Below are 18,514 nucleotides of genomic sequence, written 5' to 3' on the forward strand. Positions count from 1 at the left end.
GACAGATGTATGAAGCGCCTGGGGTCGTGCGGGACAATGCCCGTGTGACGGTCGACAACAGAGGTGACTACCAGGAACTCGTCGACGAGATCTCGGAGCTCCTCGGCGCCCCCGCGACGCTGGAGAACCGCGACTTCGAGCTGATCGCCTTCGGGGCGTACGACAGCGAGGACGAGCTGGACGCGGCGGCGCTGGACCCGGTGCGCACCCGCTCGATCCTCACCCGGCGCTCCACCGCGGCCGTCCGCACCTGGTTCGAGGGCTTCGGCATCACCCGGGCGACGGGCCCGGTCCGTATCCCGCCGACGCCCGAGGCGGGCGTGTACCGGGGGCGGATCTGTCTGCCGGTACGCCACCGCGGCGTCGTCCTCGGCTACGTCTGGCTGCTGGACTCCGACCCCGGCCCGACCGAGCGGCAGCTGACGGCGGCCATGGAGGTCACGGTCCGCATCGGCGCCCTGCTCGCCGACGAGGCCCAGCACGGCGCCGACCTCACCCGGGAGCTGCGCGCGGTGCTGACCGCCGAGCGGGACTGGCGGCGGGAGATGGCGGTGGCCGAGCTGCGCAGCGCCCTCGGCTCCCGCGCCGACGGCCCGCACACGATGGTCTGCGTGGCGCCCTGGCCCTCCGCCGACCCGGACGACGCGCCCTCGGTGCGTACGGTGCCGGGTGCGACGGCGCTGTGCACGGTGCCGTGGGCGGCCGCCGACCAGTGCCTGGCGTTGCTGGTGCGGCTGCGCTCGGCGGACGTGCTGACGCCGGCGACGTCGGCGGCGGGGCGGCTGCTGGAGCGGGCGGGGCGGCTGGGCCCGGTCCGGACGGCCGCGGGGATCGCCACCGCGCGCGCCGGCCTGGCGGAACTGGGCACGTCCTGGCGGGAGGCGTCGGCCGCGGCGCGGGCCGCCCTGGCGGAGCCCCCGCTCGGCCCGGTCGCCGAGTGGGCGCACATCGGCCCGTTCCGGCTGCTGACCGCGCTGCCCCCGGAGACGGCGCACGACCCCGCCGTACAGGTCCTGCTCACCCCCGCCTACCGCGAACTGGCCCGCACCGCCGAGGTGTACCTCGACCGCGCCGGCCAGGCGGGCCGCACGGCGGCGGAACTGGGCATCCACCGCCAGACCCTCTACTACCGCCTCTCCCGCGTCGAGAAGCTCACCGGCCTCGACCTGGACGACGGCGAGGACCGGCTGCTGCTGCACATGGCGCTCAAGGGGGCGCGGCTGTAGCCCCGCTCCCTCACGGCTCGCCGAGAAGGTCCGCCACGGCCGCCACGCCCTCGGTGATCGCACGGTCCGTCACATGGCCGAAGCCCAGGACGAGTTGCGGCGGTACGGCGGCGCCGGAGGTCCGGCACGCGCTCATGCCGTACAGGCCGACACCGCGGGCCCGCGCCTCGGCCACGACCGTCTCCTCCTGTGCGCCCTCGGGCAGGTGCGCCACCGCGTGGAACCCGGCCGCCAGCCCCGACAGCCGTACCGCGGGGGCGTGTCGGGCGAGGGCGGAGACGAGGGCGGTGCGGCGGGCGGCGTACACCGTGCGCATGCGGCGCAGGTGGCGGTCGTAACGGCCGGACTCGATCAGGCGGGCGAGGGCCAGCTGGTCGAGGGTGGGTGAGCCGCGGTCGGCGACGCGCTTGTGCTCGACGACCGCCTCCAGCAGGGCGGGCGGGCACAGCAGCCAGCCCAGCCGGAGCGCGGGCGCGAGGGACTTGCTGACGGTGCCGATGGAGATCACCCGGTCCGCGGCCAACCCCTGGAGCGCGCCCACGGGTTCACGGTCGTAGCGGAACTCGGCGTCGTAGTCGTCCTCGACGACGTAGGCGTCCCGGCGTGAAGCCCACTCGATCAGCGCATGGCGACGGGAGGGTGCCAGCACCACGCCCGTCGGCCACTGGTGGGCCGGGGTGACGATCACCGCCCGGGCGCCGGTGGCGTCCAACTCCGCCACGTCGAGGCCCTCTTCGCCGACCGGGACCGGCACCGCCGTCAGCCCCGCCGCCTCCGCGGCCGCCCTCGCCGCGGCCGGCCCGCCCGGGTCCTCGTAGGCCACGACCCGCACTCCGGCACGGGCCAGGGCGCGCAGGGCGAGGCTCAGCCCCTGGGCGTAGCCGGAGCAGACGACGGTACGGGCGGGGTCGGCCGCGGCGCCCCGGACCCGGCCCAGATACCCGGCCACGACCTCACGCAGCGCCGAACTTCCCTGTGGATCGCCGTAGTCGAGGTCGGCGGTCGGCACGCGCCGGGCCGCCTCCCTGGTCGCCCAGAGCCAGTCGGAGACGGGGAAGGAGGTCAGGTCCGGTACGCCGTGGCGGAAGTCGGCGATCATGCGGGGGCCGGCGTCCGGCGGGGACGGCACGGGGGCCCGGTCCACCTGCGCGCAGGCCGCCACGCGGGTAGCCGAGCCGACCCGGGTGACGAGGTAGCCCTCGGCCTGGAGCTGGGCGTAGCAGTCCTGGACGAGCCCCCGGGACAGGCTCAGCATCCGCGCGAGTTCCCGGGAGGACGGCAGTCGCTCCCCCGCCCGCAGCCGGCCCGAGCGGATGGCGTCCCGCAGCTGGCCCTCCAGCTGCGCGCACAGCCGCTGCCCGCTCTCCCGGTCGAGCGTCAGAAGCAGCTCGGGTGACAAACCGGCCCACTGCACTGGCATGGAATTGGAGCTTAGCGGAGGACCGGTACGTCTCTAACGTCGACGGCATGACGACTTCGGCGAACTGCCCTCCCCGGACGGCCACGGCACGGCCGTCGCTGCTGACCCGGCCCCTGCTGCTGCGCTTCGTGAGCCTGGCCGGCGCGAGCGTCAGCTTCTTCCTGCTGCTGTCGGTCGTCCCCGCCTACGCGGCCGGGTCGGGCGGCGGGAACGCGGCGGGTCTCGCCACCGGCTCCCTGATGCTCGCCACCGTCCTCGGCGAGCTGATCACCCCGCGTCTGGTCGCCCGCCACGGCTACCGTGCGACGCTCATGGCCGGCCTGGTCCTGCTCGGCGCCCCGGCCCTGGTGCTGACGGTCTCGTCGGACATCGTGTGGATCGTCGCCGTGTGCCTGCTGCGCGGTCTGGGCTTCGCGCTGACGATCGTGGCGGGCGGCGCGCTGACCGCGTCCCTCATTCCCGCCGAGCGCCGGGGCGAGGGGCTGGCCCTGGTGGGCGTGGTCTCCGGGGTGCCGTCCCTGGTCGCGCTGCCGCTGGGCCTGTGGCTGGTGACGCACGCGGGATACGGGACGGTCGCCGTGATCGGGGGGACGGCCGCGCTGGCCGCGACGGTCTCGGTGCTGGGACTGCCGGACGCGAACGCGCGGAAGGCGGTGGAAGGGCCCCGCCCGGACCGGCACATCGGCGTCCTGCGCGGCCTGCGCACCGGCGCCCTGCTCCGCCCCGTCCTCGTCTTCGCGACCACCGCGACGGCCGCCGGGATCATGGTCACCTTCCTGCCGCTGGCCGTTCCGCGGGTGCACTCCGGTGTCGTCACGCTGGCCCTCTTCGTGCAGCCCGCGGCCGCGACGGCGACCCGCTGGCTGGCGGGCCGCCACGGCGACCGGCACGGCAGCGCCCGGCTCGTGGTGCCCGGCCTGCTCCTGTCGGCGGCGGGCGTCGCCGTGACCGCGGCGACCGGCACCCCGGCCGCCGTGGTCGCCGGAACCGCCCTGTTCGGCGCCGGCTTCGGCATCGCGCAGAACTCCACCCTCGCGCTGATGTACGCCCGGGTCTCGCCGTCCTCGTACGGCACGGTCAGCGCCCTGTGGAATCTCGCCTACGACGGCGGGATGGGCGTCGGCGCCGCCGGCTTCGGCGTACTGGCCGGGGCGACCGGCTACCCGTGGGCGTTCACGGTGACGGCGCTGCTGATGCTGGTCGCGCTGGCCCCGGCCCTGCGGGACCTCCGCCCGGCGCGGCTCAGCCGTTCCTGACGCCCTCGATCACCTGGCGCAGTCCGTCGGTGAGCGAGTCGGCGTCGGGCGCGGTCTTCGGGTCGAACGTCCACTGCGAGATGAGCCCCGACATCAGGGTCATGTAGAACCGGCCGAGGCTGTCGGCGGTCTCGTCCGACACCTCCTCCTCCGGCACGCCCTGCAGCAGCGAGACCAGCCCCCGGCCGCCCTCGCGCTGCGCCCGGGACAGCTGCTCGCGCACCTCGGGGAGCCGGTCCCCCATGCCCATGATCTCCATGCTGAGCCGCCACATCGATCCGGGCTCCCGCATGGAGTCGACGATGTTCGACCAGACCTCCCGGAAGCGCTCCAGCGACCCGGGCGCACCCTCGATGCCGGCGTCCCCCTCGAAGGACAGGTCCTCCACCAGCGCGATGTACGCCTGGGCCAGCAGCGCGTCCTTCGACCCGTAGTGGTAGCCGATGGAGGCCAGGTTGGTCCCCGACTCCTTGACGATGTCCCGCGCGGTCGTACGCAGGAACCCCTTCTCCAGCAGGCAGCGCTTGGCGCCCTCGAGCAGATCCTCACGGTGTCCCATGCCGACCACCCTACCGCCCGATCCATACAACCGTCCTAGACGAGCGATTTATACAGCCGTTCTAGACAAGCGTTTAATACGTGCGTACATTCCTCGTCATGACGAACTCGACGAGCACCACCGCGGCCGCGTCCGGCACCGCCCGCGCCGGCCGCCGCGAATGGACCGCCCTGGGCGTGCTGATGCTCCCGCTGCTGCTGGTCTCGATGGACGTGTCGGTCCTCTACTTCGCGATCCCGGCGATCAGCGCGGACCTGGAGCCGAGCGGCACACAGCAGCTGTGGATCTTCGACATCTACGCCTTCGTCCTGGCCGGCCTGCTGATGACGATGGGCTCGCTGGGCGACCGCATGGGCCGCCGCCGGCTCCTGCTTCTGGGCGCCGCCGCCTTCGGCACGGCCTCCCTGATCGCCGCGTACGCCGACAGCGCCGAGACCCTGATCGCGGCCCGCGCGGTCCTCGGCATCGGCGGCGCCACCCTGATGCCCTCGACGATGGCGCTGATCCGCACGATGTTCACCGACCCCGCCCAGCGCGCGAAGGCCATCGGCCTGTGGTCCGGCGTGATGACGGCGGGCATCGCGCTCGGCTCGGTGATGAGCGGTGTCCTCGTCCAGTACTTCTGGTGGGGTTCGGTCTTCCTGGTCAACCTGCCCGCGATGGCACTGCTGCTGATCCTGGGCCCGTTCCTGCTGCCGGAGTCCAAGGACCCGAACCCCGGCCGCTTCGACTGGCCGAGCGTCCCGCTGTCGATGGCGGGCGTGCTCCCGGTGATCTACGGCCTGAAGGAGATCACGTCCGAGGGCTGGCACGCGCAGTACGTCGTCTCGATCACCGTCGGCCTGCTCTTCGCGGCCGCGTTCGTCCACCGCCAGCGCACCACGGCCTCACCGATGATCGACCCGGCCCTCTTCCGCGGCCGCGGCTTCGCCCCCTCGGTCGTCCTCAACCTCATCGGCTCGTTCGCCATGATGGGCTCGGCGTACTTCACCACGCAGTACCTGCAGTCGGTGCTCGGCAAGAGCGCGATGGAGGCGGCCCTGTGGGCGCTGCTCCCCTCGGTGCCGATCGGCATGGCGGCCCCGCTGGCGACCACCCTCGTCCAGAAGGGGGTCGACCGCGCCTACGTCGTCACCGCCGGCTTCGCCGTCGGGGCCTGCGGCTACGCGCTGCTCGCGCTCGCGGACACGGACTCCCTCTGGCTGGTCCTGGTCGCCTGCGGCGTCCTCGCCTCCGGCATCGTCATGGTCATCTCCCAGATCACGGACCTGGCGCTGAGCAGCGCCCCGGTGGAACGCGCGGGCTCGGCGTCGTCCCTGATGGAGACCGGTGGCGAGTTCGGCGGCGCGCTGGGCATGGCGGTCCTCGGCTCGATCGGCACGGCGATCTACCGCCACGACATGCCGGCCTCGGCACCGGACGTGGCCCGCGAGACCCTGGGCGGCGCGCTGGCGGTCGCCGACCGGGTCCCGGGACTGGCGGCGACGGCACGAGAGGCCTTCACCAACGGGATGCAGGGCGCGGCCGTCGCGGGGGCGGTGCTGCTCGCGGGGGCGGCGGTGCTGGCGGCGAGGGCCTTGCGGGGAATCTGCGTCGGCGACAAGTAACGGAACACACGAACGCCGGACGGGCGCACTTCAGCCCGTCCGGCGTTCGAGGACGAGGCCCCTTCAGGGCCGAAGCGGGGGCCTGGGGGCGGCGGCCCCCAGCACCGACCGCAACCTCAGACGAGGTTGACGGATCGAGCGAACGTCGCCCCGATCTCCGTCTCCACCTCACCCAGCACCGCGGAGGGCACCGTGTCGTCGACGGTCAGCACGGCCAGCGCCTCGCCGCCGGCGACCGAACGGGAGACCTGCATACCGGCGATGTTGATGCCCGCCTCACCGAGGACGCGGCCCACGGTGCCGACGACACCGGGACGGTCCTCGTACCGCAGCACCACCATGTGGTCGGCGAGGGCGAGGTCGACGTCGTACTCGCCGACGGCGACGATCTTCTGCAGGTGCTTGGGGCCGGCCAGGGTGCCGGAGACCGACACCTCCTCGCCGTTGCCGAGGGTGCCGCGGACGGTGACGACGTTGCGGTGGTCGGCCGACTCCGAGCTGGTCGTCAGCCGCACCTCGACGCCTCGCTCCTGGGCGAACAGCGGGGCGTTGACGTAGGAGACGGTCTCGTCGACGACGTCCTCGAAGACACCCTTGAGGGCGGACAGCTCCAGCACCTTCACGTCGTGCTGGGTGATCTCGCCGTAGACCTCGACGTCCAGGCGGACGGCGACCTCACCGGCGAGCGCGGTGAAGATGCGGCCGAGGCGCTCCGCGAGGGGCAGGCCCGGCTTGACGTCCTCGGCGATGACACCGCCCTGCACGTTCACCGCGTCGGGCACGAGCTCACCGGCGAGGGCGAGGCGCACCGAGCGGGCGACGGCGATTCCGGCCTTCTCCTGGGCCTCGTCCGTCGACGCGCCGAGGTGCGGGGTGCACACGACCTGGTCGAACTCGAAGAGCGGGGAGTCGGTGCAGGGCTCCTTGGCGTACACGTCGAGGCCGGCGCCGGCGACCCGGCCCTCCTTCAGCGCCGAGTACAGCGCCTCCTCGTCGACGATCCCGCCGCGCGCGGCGTTGACGATGCGCACGCTCGGCTTGACCTTGCGCAGCGCCTCGTCGCCGATGAGGCCGAGGGTCTCGGGGGTCTTGGGGAGGTGGACGGTGATGAAGTCGGAGACCTCGAGCAGCTCGTCCAGCGACAGCACCTTCACGCCCATCTGCGCGGCGCGGGCGGGCTGGATGTAGGGGTCGTAGGCGACGACCTTCATGCCGAAGGCGGACATGCGCTGCGCGACGAGGGCACCGATGCGGCCCAGGCCCACGACACCCAGCGTCTTCTCCGCCAGCTCCACGCCCGTGTACTTGCTGCGCTTCCACTCGCCGTTCTTCAGCGCGGCGTTGGCCTGCGGGATGTGACGGGCGGTGGCGACGAGCAGACCGCAGGCCAGCTCGGCGGCGGTCACGATGTTCGAGGTGGGGGCGTTGACGACCATCACGCCGGCCTTGGTGGCGGCGGAGACGTCGACGTTGTCCAGGCCGACGCCGGCTCGTGCGACGACCTTCAGCTTGTTCGCGGCGGCGATGGCCTCGGCGTCCACCTTGGTGGCGGAGCGGATCAGGATCGCGTCGACGTCGGCGATGGCCGGGAGCAGTTCGGCTCGGTCCGCTCCGTTGCAGTGCCGGATCTCGAAGTCCGGGCCAAGCGCGTCCACAGTCGCGGGCGACAGCTCTTCAGCGATGAGTACGACGGGTTTCGAGCTCACGTGAGTCCTCACAAGTCCAATGCGGACGGCCGTCCCGACGGCCGCAGGCGGTGGAGGTTGGCTAGCCGCGTGGAAGACGCACGACGCTGTGGGCCTGACGCGTATGTAGTACGGCAGTGTAGTGGCGCGGCGGAGGTCGTCCTGCGCCTCTGTGGAAGGATCACCCGTCCGTGATGCGACGGGTTGGACAACGGGGCCGGAGCGGTCCGCTCCGGCCCCGTGGCCACGAGGCTTACGCCTCCTCGTCGACCCAGCTCATCAGCTTGCGCAGCTGCTTGCCGGTGGTCTCCAGCAGGTGCTCGGAGTCCTGCGACTTGTACTCGTTGTACTTCTTCAGACCGCCGTGGTACTCGGCCATCCACTCACGGGCGAAGGTGCCGTCCTGGATCTCGGCGAGGACCTTCTTCATCTCGGCCTTGGTGGCGTCGGTGATGATCCGCGGGCCGGTGACGTAGTCGCCCCACTCGGCGGTCTCCGACACGCTCCAGCGCATCTTCTCCAGGCCGCCCTCGTACATGAGGTCGACGATCAGCTTCAGCTCGTGCAGGCATTCGAAGTAGGCGATCTCCGGCTGGTAGCCCGCCTCGACCAGGGTCTCGAAGCCGGCCTTGACCAGGGCGGAGGTGCCACCGCACAGCACGGCCTGCTCACCGAACAGGTCGGTCTCGGTCTCCTCGGTGAAGGTCGTCTTGATGACGCCGGCGCGGGTGCCGCCGATGCCCTTGGCGTACGACAGCGCCAGGGCGAAGCCGTTGCCGGTCGCGTCCTGCTCGACGGCCACGATGCAGGGAACGCCGCGGCCCTCCTCGTACTGGCGGCGCACCAGGTGACCCGGGCCCTTGGGGGCGACCATGCACACGTCGACGCCCGCCGGGGGCTTGATGAAGTCGAAGCGGATGTTCAGGCCGTGGCCGAAGAACAGCGCGTCGCCGTCCTTCAGGTTCGGCGCGATGGACTCCTCGTAGACCTGGGCCTGGATCGGGTCCGGGACCAGGATCATGATGACGTCGGCCTCGGCGGCGGCCTCCGCCGGCGTCACCACGCGCAGGCCCTGCTCCTCGGCCTTCGCCTTGGACTTGGAGCCCTCGTGCAGACCGACTCGGACGTCGACACCCGAGTCGCGCAGCGACAGCGCGTGGGCGTGGCCCTGGCTGCCGTAACCGATGACCGCGACCTTGCGGCCCTGGATGATGGACAGGTCGGCGTCGGCGTCGTAGAACAGCTCGGCCACTTTGGGTTCTCTCCTTGTGTGCAGGTGTTGCGTCCCACCGTATGACGGCGGGCGGAAGGGAAGTCTCGGGGTCTCGGTATACGGGCGGCCGAAACCGCCCGTACGCCTTATGCGCTGCGGTCGAGGGCGCGCAGCGAGCGGTCCGTGATGGAGCGGGCGCCGCGGCCGATCGCGATCGTGCCGGACTGCACGAGCTCCTTGATGCCGAACGGCTCCAGCATCTTGAGCATGGCGGACAGCTTGTCGCTGCTGCCGGTGGCCTCGATGGTCACGGCCTCCGGGGAGACGTCGACGGTCTTGGCGCGGAAGAGCTGAACGATCTCCACGATCTGGGAGCGCGTCTCGTTGTCGGCCTTGACCTTCACCAGAACGAGTTCGCGCTGAACCGCCTGCGCGGGCTCCAGCTCGACGATCTTCAGCACGTTGACGAGCTTGTTGAGCTGCTTCGTCACCTGCTCCAGCGGGAGGTCGTCCACGCTGACGACGATGGTGATGCGGGAGATGTCGGGGTGCTCGGTGACACCGACGGCGAGCGAGTCGATGTTGAAGCCGCGGCGGGAGAAGAGGGCGGCGATCCGGGCCAGGATGCCCGGGGTGTTCTCCACCAGGACGGAGAGCGTGTGCTTGGACATGTCTTTTGCGTCTCTCTCGCTCAGTCGTCTTCGTTGTCGCCGAAGTCGGGGCGCACGTCCCGGGCGGCCATGATCTCGTCGTTGGAGGTGCCGGCGGCGACCATCGGCCACACCATCGCGTCCTCGTGGACGATGAAGTCGACGACGACGGGCCGGTCGTTGATGGAGTTCGCCTCTTCGATGACCTTGTCCAGGTCGTCCGGGGACTCGCAGCGGATCGCGTAGCAGCCCATGGCCTCCGACAGCTTCACGAAGTCGGGGACGCGGGTGCCGCGGGCCTGCGGGTTGACGTCGTCGGGGCCGGAGTGCAGCACGGTGTTGGAGTACCGCTGGTTGTAGAAGAGGGTCTGCCACTGGCGGACCATCCCGAGGGCGCCGTTGTTGATGACGGCGACCTTGATCGGGATGTTGTTCAGGGCGCAGGTGGTGAGCTCCTGGTTGGTCATCTGGAAGCAGCCGTCGCCGTCGATCGCCCAGACCGTCTGGCCGGGGGCACCGGCCTTGGCTCCCATCGCGGCCGGGACCGCGTAGCCCATCGTGCCGGCGCCGCCGGAGTTCAGCCAGGTCGCGGGCTTCTCGTACTGGATGAAGTGCGCGGACCACATCTGGTGCTGGCCGACGCCCGCCGCGAAGATCGTGCCCTCGGGGGCGAGCTGCCCGATGCGCTCGATGACCTGCTGCGGGGAGAGCGAGCCGTCCTCGGGGAGGTCGTAGCCCAGCGGGTAGGTGTCCCGCCACCGGGACAGGTCCTTCCACCAGGCGCTGTAGTCGCCCTGGTGGCCCTCGCTGTGCTCCTTCTGCACGGCCTGGATGAGGTCGGCGATGACCTCGCGCGCGTCCCCGACGATCGGCACGTCGGCGGCGCGGTTCTTGCCGATCTCCGCGGGGTCGATGTCGGCGTGGACGATCTTGGCGTGCGGGGCGAAGCTGTCCAGCTTGCCGGTGACGCGGTCGTCGAAGCGGGTTCCGAGGGCGACGATCAGGTCGGCCTTCTGCAGCGCGGTGACGGCGGTGACCGCACCGTGCATGCCCGGCATTCCCACGTGCAGCGGGTGGCTGTCGGGGAATGCGCCGAGCCCCATCAGGGTGGTGGTGACGGGGGCTCCGGTGAGCTCGGCGAGGACCTTGAGCTCGGCGGTGGCCTGTGCCTTGATGACACCGCCTCCGACGTAGAGGACGGGCCGCTTGGCGGAGGTGATGAGCTTGGCGCCTTCGCGGATCTGCTTGGCGTGAGGCTTGGTCACCGGGCGGTAGCCGGGCAGGTCCATCACCGGCGGCCAGGAGAACGTGGTCCGCGCCTGCAGGGCGTCCTTGGCGATGTCGACCAGCACCGGGCCGGGGCGGCCGGTGGAGGCGATGTGGAAGGCCTGCGCGATGACCCGCGGGATGTCCTCGGCCTTGGTGACGAGGAAGTTGTGCTTGGTGATCGGCATCGTGATGCCGACGATGTCCGCCTCCTGGAAGGCGTCCGTGCCGATCGCCTTGGAGGCCACCTGCCCGGTGATCGCCACGAGCGGCACCGAGTCCATGTGGGCGTCCGCGATCGGGGTGACCAGGTTGGTGGCGCCGGGGCCCGAAGTGGCCATGCAGACACCGACCTTGCCGGTGGCCTGCGCGTAGCCGGTGGCCGCGTGGCCGGCGCCCTGCTCGTGACGGACCAGGACGTGGCGCACCCGGGTCGAGTCCATCAGGGGGTCGTAGGCGGGAAGGATGGCACCGCCGGGAATGCCGAATACCGTGTCGGCCCCGACCTCCTCGAGAGAGCGGATGAGGGACTGCGCACCCGTGACGTGCTCGGGGGCGGACTGGTGTCCTCCGGATCGGGGCCGCGGCTGCGGATGGGCCCCGGTGGCCTGCTCGGTCATCGTCAGTCTCTTCTCGATGCTGAGGGTTTTTGCGAGGTTTGTACGGTGTTCGGCTGCTGCACGGACGGTGCCTGTGCAACAAAAAACCCCTCGTGCCGTAAGGCAAGCGAGGGGAGCGCGCCGGGTGGAGGTCGCTGAGCGATGGTGGGCTCAGCGTCAGCCGACGCGCTTTCCAAGTACGAGAATTCGGGTGCGCATGGCACTGACCCTCCCCCCGACGCGCACCACGTGTCAAGTGGGTGGGACGGGAGTCTCATCATGTGAGCGCAGGGCGGTTCCGCCTCCGAGAACGACCGGCACTCCACCGGTGTACACCCCCGAGCCCCTTTCCATGGCCCGTTCGCCTCCGCCGCCGCCCGCGAACGCCGGCTCGATCGGACCGTGGGGCACCGGATAATGGCCGGTTCCCAGCGCCCGCCGCAGCCGGTACTCGTCCAGCGGCCCGGAGAAGGCCATGCCCTGGCCGTGCGTGCAGCCCATCGCGCGCAGGGCGACGACCTGCTCGGGCAGGTCCACGCCGTCGGCCACGGACTGCAGCCCGAGGTCGGTCGCGATCCGCAGCAGCCCACTGGTGATCTTGTGCAGCCGCGCGGACTCCACGACGCCCTCGACCAGGCTGCGGTCGAGTTTCAGCACGTCGACGGGGAGTCTGCGCAGTGCCGTGATCGCCGCGTGGCCGCTGCCGAAGCCGTCCAGGGCGATCCGGACGCCGAGCCTGCGCAGGGCGGACAGCCGGCGCTCCAGCTCGTCCAGGGACACCTTGGAGTCGGTGTCGGACAGCTCGATCACCAGGGCGCCGGACGGCAGGCCGTGCCGGGTCAGCAGGGCCTCGACGGAGCCGAGCGGCATCGAGCGGTCCAGCAGGCGCCGGGCGCTCACCCGCACGGCGACCGGCACGGCGAGGCCCGTGGCGGTGCGCTCGGCGGCCTGCTCGACGGCCTCCTCCAGGATCCAGCGGCCGAGCTCCTGCGTCCTGTCGCCCTCGTCGGCGACCCTCAGGAACTCGGCGGGCGTGAACAGCACCCCCTGCGAGGAACGCCAGCGCGCCAGGGCCTCGACCGATGTGATCCGGCCGTTCTCCAGGCAGACCACGGGCTGGTGCAGCAGGGCGAACTCGCCGTCGTGCAGTGCGGCCCGCAGACGCGTGGCCAGTTCCGCCTTGCGTACGACGTCCTGTTGCATCTGGGGTGCGTACAGCTCTACGCGCCCCTTGCCGCCGGCCTTGGCGCGGTACATGGCGAGGTCGGCGTTGCGCAGCAACTCACCCGCGCCGAGGCCGGGTTCGGCGAAGGCGACGCCGATGGACGCGGCCACGCGGACATCGTTGCCGTCGATGAGGTACGGCTGGGAGAGGGTGATCCTGAGGCGGTCGGCGAGTTCCAGGATGTGCCGTTCGCGTGCGGAGCGGTCCCGGGTGCCGTCCCCGACGATCAGGGCCGCGAACTCGTCGCCGCCGAGCCGGGAGGCGGTGTCCCCCTGCCGGACGGCGTCCTGGAGTCTGCGGGCGGCCTGGACGAGGAGCTCGTCCCCGGCCTGGTGCCCGATCGTGTCGTTGACGGCCTTGAAGCCGTCGAGGTCGATGAAGAGCACGGCCGTGCCGCGCAGGGACGCCCGGTCGGCGGCCCGGCGGCCGGACAGCGCCTGCTGGACCCGCTGGGTGAACAGGGCGCGGTTGGGCAGGTCGGTGAGCGGGTCGTGCTCGGCGTTGTGCTGCAACTGCGCCTGCAGGCGCACTCGTTCGGTCACGTCCCGGCTGTTGAAGATGAGGCCGCCGTGGTGGCGGTTGACGGTGGACTCGACGTTGAGCCAGCCGCCGTCGCCGGACCGGAAGCGGCACTCGATCCGGGTGGTGGGTTCCTCCTGGGGGCTGGCGGCGAGGAAGCGGCGCACCTCGTGCACCACGCAGCCCAGGTCCTCCGGGTGGATGAGTCCGGCCAGTTCGGTGCCCACCAGCTCCTCGGCGGACCGTCCGTAGACCCCGGCGGCGGCCGGGGAGACGTACCTGAGGACGCCGCTGGGCGCGGCGATCATGATGACGTCGCTGGAGCCCTGCACCAGGGAGCGGAAGTGGTTCTCCTTCTGCGCGAGTTCCTGGGTGAGGGTGATGTTGTCCAGCAGCATGATGCCCTGGCGCACCACGAGGGCGAGCACCACGGTGCCGCCGGTGATGAGCACGGTCGGGTCGGGCTTCCTGCCGTTGAGGACGTTGTAGAGGATCCCCAGGGTGCAGACGGCGGCGGCGAGATACGGCGTGAGCGCGGCCAGGGAGCCGGCGATGGGCCGGGCGGCCGGGTACCGGGGGCGATCACCTCCCTGCGGGGGTGCGTGGTGCTGGTGGGTGCCGCCGTGCGGGCCGGGCAGGTGCTCGTGGACCACGCGCGTGTGGCCGTCGCCCTCCGCGGACTCCGGCCCGTGCCGGGGTGCGGTCCAGGGGGCGTACGCGAGGAGCAGCGAGCCGGCGAACCAGCCCGCGTCGAGCAACTGGCCCGACTGGTAGTTGTTCTGCAGCAGCGGCGAGCTGAACAGGGCGTCGCACATGACCGTCAGCGCGAGCGCGCCGATGGCGGTGTTGATCGCCGCCCGGTTGGCGGCCGTGCGCCTGAAGTGCAGCGCAAGGACCACGCTGACCAGGGCGATGTCCAGCAGCGGGTAGGCCAGCAGCAGCGCGCTGCGCGCGAGGTGCGGCCCGTCGGCCTCGGCGGTCTTGGCGAGCGCGAGGCTCCAGGACAGCGTGAGCAGCGAGCCGCCGATCAGCCAGGCGTCCAGCCCGAGGCACATCCAGCCGGCCTTCGTCACCGGCCGCTTGGCGAGCACGAGCAGGCCCACGATGGCGGGCGGCGCGAAGCCCACGAAGAAGATGTTGGCGTAGCTGACGGTGGGCACGTGCTCGCCCAGGACGACCTCGTACCACCCCCAGACCCCGTTGCCCAGGGCCGCCATCGCCGAGGAGAGGGCGAACAGCAGCCAGGCGGAGCGGAAGCGCGCGCAGTGCCCGTAGGCGTAGAGGAAGCAGGACACGGCGGCGGTGGCCGCGGCCGCGCTGAGCCCGAAGTCACCCATGATGTCCGCGAGTTCCTGCGAACCCCAGCCGAGCGCGGAACCGACGGCGTATCCCGCGCAGACCGTGGCCAGGACGAGTTGGTGAACGAGGCCGGTCCGGCCACCGTCGGACGGCGGACGGGTCGGCCGTGCTCCCGGTGCGGGCTGTGCCCGCAGCACTCCGTCGAGGGTGGTGGTGACAGACGGCGAGTTCACCGGGCCCTCCCGGTCCGCGCGGCTCCGGGGTCCCTCGGGTCCCGGTGCGCATGCCTCCTGCGGCTGCTGTGCCTTCGGTGGTGGTGGCTGTCACGGCAGCCGTGACTGCCGTGGTGACCGCGTCTGCGCGCGGCCGTGCGCCAGGGTCGCCGCCGGCGGCCCCGCCGCGTCGGATCGCTCGTCCATAGGCCGTGCATCGCCCGTCGCCCCCCATCACAGTCTGCAATGTCCATCCCCGGCGCCGAACGGTGCGCGGCGCAGCCCCTGTCGGGACGATACACCAGTCTCGTCACTCAGGGACATAGTTCCTCTACGCTCCGTGACGACCAGCGGCGTTGCGAGTACGGACCGCGTCCGAGAGGTTGCGGAGGGTACCGGAAATGGATTACACGCCTGTTGCGCCCGTCGCGAAGGTCGCGCGCGGGACGCTCAAGTCGTCGGGATCACGCGCCGGTTGTTCCTGTCCTAAGGATCACGTTGCGCAGCGGCTCCCGGTTCAAGAACCGGGTCAACTGGTCCACGAGAAGTCGCTCGGCGCGGGGCCGGAAGGCGGAGGTGGGGCCGCCGACGTGGGGGCTGATGAGCACGCCGGGCGCGCGCCACAGCGGGTGTTCGGCGGGCAGCGGCTCGGGGTCGGTGACGTCCAGGGCGGCGGTGATCCGGCCGGTCTCGAGTTCGGCGAGCAGGGCCTTGGTGTCGACGACGGGGCCGCGGGCGACGTTGACGAGGAGCGCGCCGTCCTTCATGCGGGCGAGGAAGTCGGCGCCGGCCAGACCGCGGGTGGAGTCGGTGAGGGGCGTGATGAGGACGACGACGTCGGCCTCGGGGAGCAGTGCGGGCAGTTCGGTGAGGGGGTGCACCGGACCGCGCTCCGTCGTGCGCGCGGAGCGCGCGACGCGCACCACCCGCGCTACCTCGAACGGAACGAGCCGGTCCTCGATCGCGGATCCGATCGAGCCGTAGCCCACGATGAGCACGCTCTTGTCGGCGAGGGCCGGCCGGAACCCGCCGAGCCACTCCCCGCGCTGCTGCCCGCGCACGAAGTCGGGGATGCCCCGCAGCGAGGCCAGGATCAGGGTGAGCGCGAGTTCGGCGGTGCTCGCCTCGTGCACCCCGCGGGCGTTGCACACCTGCACGCCCGGCCGCAGCCGGGGCAGCCCCGGCTGCACGTTGTCGATCCCGGCGGACAGCGTCTGCACCACCTGCACGGAGCTCAGTTCGGGCAGGGGCCGTACGGCGACCTCGGCGGGCTTCATGTAGGGGACGACGTAGAAGAGGCAGTCGGCCGGGTCCGCGGGGTAGTCCCGCTCGCCGTTCCAGAAGAGGTAGTTCGGCCCCGCGGGAAGGTTCTCGATCTCCTCCGGCGGGATGGGAAGCCACACGTCAGCAGTCATGACAGGAGGCTATGTCAGGGCCATGAGGGCGCAGAGGTTAGGTTGGGGGCTCGGCAGAGGGAGGGTCACGGGCAGGTGGAGCGCAGGACGATCGGCGCGGGGGCACTCGCGGTGGGGGCCGTCGGCCTTGGGTGCATGCCGATGAGCTGGGCGTACAGCGCCTCGCGGCGGCGGGGCGACGAGTCGCTCAGGGCGGTGCACCGGGCGCTGGACGCCGGCTCGACGCTCCTGGACACCGCCGACATGTACGGCCCGTTCACCAACGAGCTGCTGGTGGGGCGGGTGCTCAAGGAGCGGCGCGCGGACGCGTTCGTGTCGACGAAGGTCGGGCTGCTGGTCGGCGAGCAGCACATCGTGGCCAACGGCCGCCCCGGCTATGTGAAGCGCGCCTGCGACGCGTCGCTGCGGCGGCTGCAGACGGACGTCATCGACCTGTACCAGCTGCACCGCGCGGACCCCGAGGTACCCGTGGAGGAGACGTGGGGCGCGATGGCGGAGCTCGTACGGGCGGGAAAGGTACGGGCGTTGGGGCTGTGCGCGGTCGGTGCGCGCGGCGGGCGCCGCTCGGGGGGCCGGCTGCACGACGCAACGATTCTGCAGCTGCGGCGGGTGCAGCAGGTGTTCCCGGTGAGCGCGGTGGAGGCCGAGCTGTCGGTGTGGTCGCCGGACGCCCTCGACGCGCTGCTGCCGTGGTGCGAGGCGCGTGACGTCGGCTTCCTGGCCGCGATGCCGCTCGGCAACGGCTTCCTCACCGGGACCCTGACCCCCGGCGAGGGTTTCGAGGCGGACGACGTGCGCGCCCGCCACCCGCGCTTCACCGCGGAGATGATGGCCGCCAACCAGCCGATCGTGGCCGGCCTGCGCCGCGTCGCGGCCCGGCACGGCGAGGACGTGACCGCGGCGCAGGTGGCCCTGGCGTGGGTGCTGGCGCAGGGCCGGCACGTGGTCGCCGTCCCGGGCACCAAGCGGGAGCGGTGGGCGGCCGAGAACGCGGCGGCGGCCACTCTGCGGCTGACGCCCCAGGACCTGGCCGAGGTGGCGAAGCTGCCGAGGGCGCAGGGATCCTGGGACTGAGCGACGGCGGGTCCGCGACCGTGTCCGCGCCGGCCGCGGGTTCGACACCGCCCGACCGGGAACCTGGAGAGCGCGCGCGGTCGTAGGACAGGGAGAGCCCCCCGCCCGACCGCCGCTTCGAAGGGACCAGGACCGTGCTACGACGAGCTGTGCCGGCCTTACTCGCCACGACCGCCCTCCTGCTGACGGCCGCCTGCTCCTCCGGTGGCGGCGACGGCGGTTCCTCGGGCGGCAGCCGCGGTGCCACGAGCGCCTCCCCCTCACGGCAGGCGGGCGAGCAGGCCCCGTCGGCCAAGGGCTCGGTCAAGGTGGTGCGCACGGTCGCCACGGGCCTGAACACCCCGTGGGGCCTGGCCGCGCTCCCCGGCGGCGGCGGTCTCCTCGTCGCCTCCCGCGACCGGGGCACGATCACCAGGGTCGACGAGAAGACCGGCGGCAAGACGGAGTTGGGCAAGGTGTCCGGCGTCTCCCCGAACGGCGAGGGCGGCCTCCTCGGCATCGCCCTCTCCCCCGACTACGCGTCGGACCACATGGTCTACGCCTACTTCACCTCCGCCTCCGACAACCGCATCGTCCGCGTGCTGTACGACCCGAAGAAGCCCGCCGGCGAACAGCTGGGCGCGCCGGACACGATCTTCAAGGGCATCCCCAAGGGCTACATCCACAACGGTGGACGGATCGCCTTCGGCCCGGACGGCATGCTGTACGCGGGCACGGGCGAGAGCGGCGACCGCGGTCTGGCCCAGGACACCAAGTCCCTGGGCGGCAAGATCCTCCGTCTGACCCCCGAGGGCGAGCCGGCCCCCGGCAACCCCTTCCCCGACTCGGCGGTGTACTCGTACGGCCACCGCAACGTGCAGGGCCTGGCCTGGGACCGCGAACAGCGCCTGTTCGCCTCGGAGTTCGGCCAGGACACCTGGGACGAGCTGAACGCGATCAAGCCGGGCGCCGACTACGGCTGGCCGAACGCCGAGGGCAGGTCGTCCGACGGCAAGTACCAGAACCCCATCGCCCAGTGGCACACCGACGACGCCTCCCCCAGCGGCATCGCCTACGCCGAGGGCTCGGTGTGGATGGCCGGGCTGAAGGGACAGCGTCTGTGGCGCATCCCCCTGAAGGGCACCGAGGCCTCGGCCGACCCGCAGGCCTTCCTCACCGGCACCTACGGCCGCCTGCGCACGGTGGTCTCGGCGGGCGGCGACAAGCTGTGGCTGACCACCAGCAACACCGACGGACGGGGCGCGCCGAAGGGCGGCGACGACCGGATCCTGGAGCTGGAGGTCAGCTAG

General features: G+C 71.9%; 13 protein-coding genes. 5 read left to right on the plus strand and 8 right to left on the minus strand.

Going from position 1 to position 18,514, the window contains the following annotated elements:
• The first annotated feature begins 5 nt into the window (after nucleotides 1-5).
• Nucleotides 6-1,226, plus strand: coding sequence for a PucR family transcriptional regulator (locus ACIGDI_RS31360; protein WP_399903630.1), 1,221 nt, complete (start codon nucleotides 6-8; stop codon nucleotides 1,224-1,226).
• A gap of 10 nt (nucleotides 1,227-1,236) precedes the next feature.
• Here the strand turns inward: ACIGDI_RS31360 and ACIGDI_RS31365 are convergent, their stop codons facing one another.
• Nucleotides 1,237-2,646 carry a PLP-dependent aminotransferase family protein gene (locus ACIGDI_RS31365; RefSeq protein ID WP_399903632.1) on the minus strand — a complete coding sequence of 470 codons (1,410 nt, stop codon included), beginning with the start codon at nucleotides 2,644-2,646 and terminating at the stop codon, nucleotides 1,237-1,239.
• Nucleotides 2,647-2,693: 47 nt separating this feature from the next.
• Here ACIGDI_RS31365 and ACIGDI_RS31370 point away from each other — a divergent pair, with 47 nt between their 5' ends.
• On the plus strand, nucleotides 2,694-3,902 hold the full coding sequence (locus tag ACIGDI_RS31370) for an MFS transporter (RefSeq protein WP_399903635.1): 1,209 nt from the start codon (nucleotides 2,694-2,696) through the stop codon (nucleotides 3,900-3,902).
• On the opposite strand, the gene ACIGDI_RS31375 is transcribed toward ACIGDI_RS31370, so the two are convergent.
• Entirely contained in the window at nucleotides 3,889-4,461 is a 573-nt protein-coding gene (locus ACIGDI_RS31375; protein WP_399903638.1) for a TetR/AcrR family transcriptional regulator, read from the minus strand. The two genes, ACIGDI_RS31370 and ACIGDI_RS31375, sit on opposite strands and share 14 nt — an antisense overlap.
• 98 nt (nucleotides 4,462-4,559) lie before the next feature.
• Here ACIGDI_RS31375 and ACIGDI_RS31380 point away from each other — a divergent pair, with 98 nt between their 5' ends.
• Nucleotides 4,560-6,068 (plus strand): MFS transporter, encoded by a 1,509-nt coding sequence (locus tag ACIGDI_RS31380; protein ID WP_399903641.1) that lies wholly within the window; start codon nucleotides 4,560-4,562, stop codon nucleotides 6,066-6,068.
• A 116-nt stretch (nucleotides 6,069-6,184) separates the two neighbouring features.
• Here ACIGDI_RS31380 and serA read toward each other — a convergent pair whose 3' ends face one another.
• The 6 genes from serA to ACIGDI_RS31410 form a co-directional block, all read right to left on the minus strand.
• Nucleotides 6,185-7,774 carry a phosphoglycerate dehydrogenase gene (gene serA / locus ACIGDI_RS31385; RefSeq protein ID WP_200700184.1) on the minus strand — a complete coding sequence of 530 codons (1,590 nt, stop codon included), beginning with the start codon at nucleotides 7,772-7,774 and terminating at the stop codon, nucleotides 6,185-6,187.
• Between the two features lie 232 nt (nucleotides 7,775-8,006).
• Nucleotides 8,007-9,005, minus strand: coding sequence for a ketol-acid reductoisomerase (gene ilvC, locus ACIGDI_RS31390; RefSeq protein WP_399903644.1), 999 nt, complete (start codon nucleotides 9,003-9,005; stop codon nucleotides 8,007-8,009).
• A gap of 107 nt (nucleotides 9,006-9,112) precedes the next feature.
• Nucleotides 9,113-9,637, minus strand: a complete 525-nt coding sequence (ilvN, locus tag ACIGDI_RS31395; RefSeq protein ID WP_058923010.1) for an acetolactate synthase small subunit — start codon at nucleotides 9,635-9,637, stop codon at nucleotides 9,113-9,115.
• A 20-nt stretch (nucleotides 9,638-9,657) separates the two neighbouring features.
• Nucleotides 9,658-11,502 (minus strand): acetolactate synthase large subunit, encoded by a 1,845-nt coding sequence (locus tag ACIGDI_RS31400; RefSeq protein WP_399903649.1) that lies wholly within the window; start codon nucleotides 11,500-11,502, stop codon nucleotides 9,658-9,660.
• A gap of 231 nt (nucleotides 11,503-11,733) precedes the next feature.
• The gene (locus tag ACIGDI_RS31405) at nucleotides 11,734-14,757 is read right to left on the minus strand and encodes a putative bifunctional diguanylate cyclase/phosphodiesterase (protein ID WP_399903652.1); all 3,024 of its coding nucleotides are present in this window, start codon (nucleotides 14,755-14,757) and stop codon (nucleotides 11,734-11,736) included.
• 443 nt (nucleotides 14,758-15,200) lie between these two features.
• Nucleotides 15,201-16,151 (minus strand): 2-hydroxyacid dehydrogenase, encoded by a 951-nt coding sequence (locus ACIGDI_RS31410; RefSeq protein ID WP_399903655.1) that lies wholly within the window; start codon nucleotides 16,149-16,151, stop codon nucleotides 15,201-15,203.
• Nucleotides 16,152-16,226: 75 nt separating this feature from the next.
• Between ACIGDI_RS31410 and ACIGDI_RS31415 the strand changes: the two genes are divergently transcribed.
• Nucleotides 16,227-17,225 (plus strand): aldo/keto reductase, encoded by a 999-nt coding sequence (locus ACIGDI_RS31415; RefSeq protein WP_399903658.1) that lies wholly within the window; start codon nucleotides 16,227-16,229, stop codon nucleotides 17,223-17,225.
• A 134-nt stretch (nucleotides 17,226-17,359) separates the two neighbouring features.
• Nucleotides 17,360-18,514, plus strand: a complete 1,155-nt coding sequence (locus ACIGDI_RS31420; RefSeq protein ID WP_399903661.1) for a PQQ-dependent sugar dehydrogenase — start codon at nucleotides 17,360-17,362, stop codon at nucleotides 18,512-18,514.

It is taken from the genome of Streptomyces sp. NPDC085900 (genome assembly GCF_044540925.1).
Classification (GTDB): Bacteria; Actinomycetota; Actinomycetes; order Streptomycetales; family Streptomycetaceae; genus Streptomyces; species Streptomyces gilvifuscus.

What these genes read in the sequence shown, in the direction of transcription:
- ACIGDI_RS31360 (WP_399903630.1), top strand. Translation starts at nt 6, where the DNA reads ATGTATGAAGCGCCTGGGGTCGTGCGGGACAATGCCCGTGTGACGGTC.
- ACIGDI_RS31365 (WP_399903632.1), bottom strand. Translation starts at nt 2,646, where the DNA reads ATGCCAGTGCAGTGGGCCGGTTTGTCACCCGAGCTGCTTCTGACGCTC.
- ACIGDI_RS31370 (WP_399903635.1), top strand. Translation starts at nt 2,694, where the DNA reads ATGACGACTTCGGCGAACTGCCCTCCCCGGACGGCCACGGCACGGCCG.
- ACIGDI_RS31375 (WP_399903638.1), bottom strand. Translation starts at nt 4,461, where the DNA reads ATGGGACACCGTGAGGATCTGCTCGAGGGCGCCAAGCGCTGCCTGCTG.
- ACIGDI_RS31380 (WP_399903641.1), top strand. Translation starts at nt 4,560, where the DNA reads ATGACGAACTCGACGAGCACCACCGCGGCCGCGTCCGGCACCGCCCGC.
- ilvN (WP_058923010.1), bottom strand. Translation starts at nt 9,637, where the DNA reads ATGTCCAAGCACACGCTCTCCGTCCTGGTGGAGAACACCCCGGGCATC.
- ACIGDI_RS31400 (WP_399903649.1), bottom strand. Translation starts at nt 11,502, where the DNA reads ATGACCGAGCAGGCCACCGGGGCCCATCCGCAGCCGCGGCCCCGATCC.
- ACIGDI_RS31410 (WP_399903655.1), bottom strand. Translation starts at nt 16,151, where the DNA reads ATGACTGCTGACGTGTGGCTTCCCATCCCGCCGGAGGAGATCGAGAAC.